Genomic DNA, 2,935 nt, shown 5'->3' on the forward strand with positions numbered 1-2,935 from the left:
GCAGCGCCGATGGTACTGCACCTGGGAGGGTGTGGGAGAGTAGGTCACCGCCGGACAATCATTCAAGACCAGGGATCTTCCTGGTCCACGTTAGGCCCCGCACCCTTGTGCGGGGCCTAACGTGTTTAACCCCAGAACCCGTTCCGCGGGGTTGCAGACCAGGCCCGTGGGGTCAGCACCTGTTGAGAGTCTGAATCCCTGGACCGCCGGTCGGCCCCTGGTTGCCGGGGCCGGGTTGGAACCGCGGGCCCGGGCTCCGTTCCCTGACCGCCCTCTCCAATCCGGCCAGGTCCTCGGGAGCTCGGCCTCATTTCACGGCGGCTATGAGGTGGCGCCGGCGGTTGTGCACCGTTTTCAGCCCATAACCGACCGCCGATGTGCAGGTATGGCGGCCTCCAGGCGATTTTGGTCGCCTTATCTGCACGTCCAGCGAGGGCGAGAGCCGGTGAAGCCGCCAGACCTGCACACCCACCGTGGAGAAGGGTGACCCGTCCGCCAGGCCACTATCTAAATGACATCACCGACTCCGGCACGCACCTGAGGCAGGCCGGATGTGAATTTCATCCCCCTTGCATCGCCGCCCGGGAAGGGCTGTCCTTGATCGGCCCGTGCAGCCTGCTGGACCTCACCCGCGCCACCCGCGGTCAAGGCCACCCGGGAACGCACAGGGCCACCAGGCAACGTACTGAGCCGCTTTTTGGAGTGACCCCGGACCAGGACGGCGACACACGTTCCCACTCTTCGTGGCACTTGTTGCCTCCTGTGGTCACCCCAGCCCCAGCAGACAACAAAGAGTGGGAACGCCTGCCCTAACTGGCCAGATGCGGGCACGTTCCCTGCGGTTCCTGCTGCCTGCCTATGACCCGGGGTGTACTCCGAACATGGCCTTGGCGCCGGGCGCCGGGCGCCGTTTCCCAGGGAGTGTTACCCACACGACGGGTGAGGCCCCACCAGCCAACTTCCACAACACTCAGTGGGAACCCCGGACTGCATCCCCCCATATACCAGCCCCGCCCGGCCCCGGGGGAGGGCCCCGGTCACCCGGCGATGCGCCCGGGGCCGCACCCGAGGCCGACCGTCGGTGCGCAGGTATGGCGACATCCAGGCAATTTAGGTCGCCATACCTGCACATCCAGTGAGGGTGGGATCGGTCGAGGTCACCAGGGATGCACACTCAGACCCCGGACACGGACCGCGGACGTCGGCGAGAGGCGGAAGGAGGCATTCACCAACTCCTGGTGCACCCGATCACGGGTCGGCTGCAGGGCTTCCCAGATCTCGTGACAGAAGCCCCCTTCTGTGGACACATGCGTCTCAGCGGTAACGACGGCTGGGCAGCTGAGCGGCACCCAGCAAACCAGACCCGAAGCATTCCTTCTCCAGCCAGGGTCCGAAAGGGGACAGGCCTGTCGCCGGAGCAAACCGCGAGTTTCCCCGCCCTGGCTACCCGGCTCGTGAACGAACTTGGGCCTTCACCGGGACGATCAACGAAGCCCGCGTCACTCATACCGGCTCGCCCATACCCTCGCCCACCAGGAAACCCGGCAGAAACCCGCCACGGACCCAGTGCGGGGGTGAAAGGCGTGCCTCACCCTCAAACGGGTCCCCGTGCGAAGTCTCATCCACTCACCGCCACCAGATTCGACGGGCGCAGCGTCCGATATGCGGTGAATGCCGAGCAAGGGGAGGTTGCTACCGGAGCTCGTATCCGCCCCGATTCGATTCCTCATGCTCATGTCCCTTGCGTTGCTTGGTATCAGCGGCCGGTTTGGAGTGCCTCAGCGTAGAGTTTCGGGTCGTTCCTGGTTTCAGCTGAGATGACAAGATGGCTCCCGTTTAGGCGGTGCGCGAAGTATCCCAAATAGGGCAGCACGATGATCGTCGTGAGCCCGTGTTGCCAGGCCTTAACCAGCGCCGGCAGGGCGTCCCGTTCGGAGCGGGAAGGGAAGTTCGGCATTGTCTGTCTATCCCAAGTATTGAAGGCTCCCAGATCCAACCCCTCGTCGCCGTATTCGACGGTCCAGAACGGCGGGACGATCGGGTGGAGATCCTGCCCGGGTCTCGAGAGGTTCCGCATCTCTTCCTGTGAGAGCGGTGCGTCTTGAACTGTGCTTACGTTGAACCAGGCCCAGCTGCGGTTCCATTGCTGCTTCCATCGTTCGTCCCACACCTCGCGGCTTGCTGACTCCGGGATTTTCGATGTACCTGTCGCGGCCACAGGGCTGAGTGCCGGAACTTGGACGTCCTGGGCGACCATCCATGCCTGTCGAACGAAGAGCAGCAACTTCAGGTTCTGCGCATGGTCGTCAATGATGATGGTCATGTCCTTCGGCCAGGCGACCCGCCAATTAGGCCCTGCTCCCCACAAAGTGACTCCTTTGTTTGTCGGCCGGACCGAGATCGAGCCGTTGGTGCCCAGCATCGCACCCGGCTTTCCTTCCGTAAATGGTTCGCTCCAGACGCGGGCCCCGATCCTGGAAGTGACCTCTGGGGTCGGGGCTCCGGTGAGACTCGATGGAGGTTCCTGCCACCACGGACTGCCTGGGCGATCCTTCGACCGCCAGATACCGCGGATCCGTTCTCGACCCCACGTAGGGAGTCAGCAGCAGGTTCTCCCGTGACGGTTCCTGACTGCCTGGATTCTGAGAATCGGCGAGATCGGGATAAATCGATGCGTCGGCGCGGAGATATAAAGCAGGCTAATTATTCGCATGCTTACTTTTCCTGTTTTCTCCGCAGCCTAGAGGTCCATAAGTCATCAAATACCTCCTGCGAGACTGGGCCGGCAGGGGCTGCCACTGTGGTCTTCTGGGGCGTGGTGCAGGACACCTTGATTCGATTTGCGCGCCCGCCCGGCGCCGTGTAATGTTTTCTGAGTCGCCGCGGCAGGGACGCTGAGAAAGCGCCCGAAGCATGGCGGCCAAACCCCAACAAA

General features: G+C 63.3%; 1 protein-coding gene. It reads right to left on the reverse strand.

The genetic code is table 11. From position 1 onward, the window contains the following. Window positions 1–1,756: 1,756 nt before the first annotated feature. Window positions 1,757–2,323: a hypothetical protein gene (locus tag H9638_RS16665; RefSeq protein ID WP_191749355.1), complete on the reverse strand. Its 567-nt coding sequence runs from the start codon at window positions 2,321–2,323 to the stop codon at window positions 1,757–1,759. Between the last annotated feature and the right edge of the window lie 612 nt (window positions 2,324–2,935).

It is taken from the genome of Arthrobacter pullicola (genome assembly GCF_014836875.1).
GTDB classification, from domain to species: Bacteria; Actinomycetota; Actinomycetes; order Actinomycetales; family Micrococcaceae; genus Arthrobacter_B; species Arthrobacter_B pullicola.